The sequence below is a fragment of the Oleiphilus sp. HI0061 genome (assembly GCF_001635675.1).
Genome location: NZ_LWFE01000381.1, coordinates 1 through 1,017, shown reverse-complemented (window position 1 = coordinate 1,017; position 1,017 = coordinate 1). Strand labels below are relative to the sequence as shown.

Genomic DNA, 1,017 nt, shown 5'->3' with positions numbered 1-1,017 from the left:
GCATGATTGGCAGGAATTTGGGGGCAGGAAGGGGGTCAGGGACACCTTGATTTTCAATTGATTTCCTGAAGCGTGAGTATGTTTGGGGTAACTGAGAGACCTTAAACGGTAGTTCTAACTCATTGAAGATCGTGTATTGTTCATATTCTATTACCGCAGCCTCGGAGCATTTCCTGCGAATCGCTTTAAGGATGTGCCGCTCATAAGAACCGGAAGACTGAGTCAATACGAGGTCACTAAAGCCGTAATTATTGATAAGGTTGGATATCAGCTCAGTTGTATCACCATATAAAACAATCAGCTCTTGGTCATATCGTGCGAGGTTTTGTTTTAAATCCTGAATGCATTCCAAGGTGAACTGCCAGCGATGTTTGCTGATGGAAGGTTGCTGCCATAGCTTCTGCTGAAACCATCTAGGGTCTACGACATAGATGCACAGTAGGCGATCGGCGCTTTTTATGGCGTGCAGCGCCTGGTTGTCATGAATTCGCAGGTCTCGAGTAAACCAGTATAGAACTCTTCGTTGTTTAATGAGCATATGGATTCCGTAGTGCGCTGAGGGTGTTTCAGGCACTTACGAAGCAGGTTTCATTTTGGATCAGTGCATGGGGTGATCCATTGACGCGTTGATGCGTATAAGCTTTTAAATGCTCGGTGTGGTCTTGGGGCACATTCTAATTTTAGGAGTTGGGAACTTGGAACAGCATATTGAACCAAAGGTAGTCATGCTGGCAGCTGAATGCATTCGGCAAAAAGGAAGCATGGAGGGAGGCAAGCTTATTTATCAGCAAATTAGCCTCGAACTGAGTTATGACGGTTACACGATTATGCTCAGTGACCACAAAGTTAAGCTAACTCTCTTTTTTCACAACAAGATGAAAATTGAGTGCGCTCAAAACAGGGATCTGGAGAGTTTTTACGAAAAGTTGAAAAATATTGCACGCACTGTTTTCTAGCAATGGCCAACGAGAGAGAAATCATGAGTTTGAAAACCAAGCGTCTAAGGCTTGTTTTGGG

General features: G+C 44.1%; 2 protein-coding genes. One reads left to right on the top strand and one right to left on the bottom strand.

The genetic code is table 11. The annotated features are described in order from the left end of the window. Window positions 1-538: deoxyribodipyrimidine photo-lyase (locus A3735_RS05270; protein WP_197485680.1), on the bottom strand; the 538-nt coding region annotated here is incomplete at its 3' end. A gap of 157 nt (window positions 539-695) precedes the next feature. On the opposite strand from A3735_RS05270, the gene A3735_RS05265 reads away from it, so the two are divergent. Continuing rightward, on the top strand, window positions 696-956 hold the full coding sequence (locus A3735_RS05265) for a DUF3081 family protein (protein WP_197469968.1): 261 nt from the start codon (window positions 696-698) through the stop codon (window positions 954-956). Window positions 957-1,017: the final 61 nt, after the last annotated feature.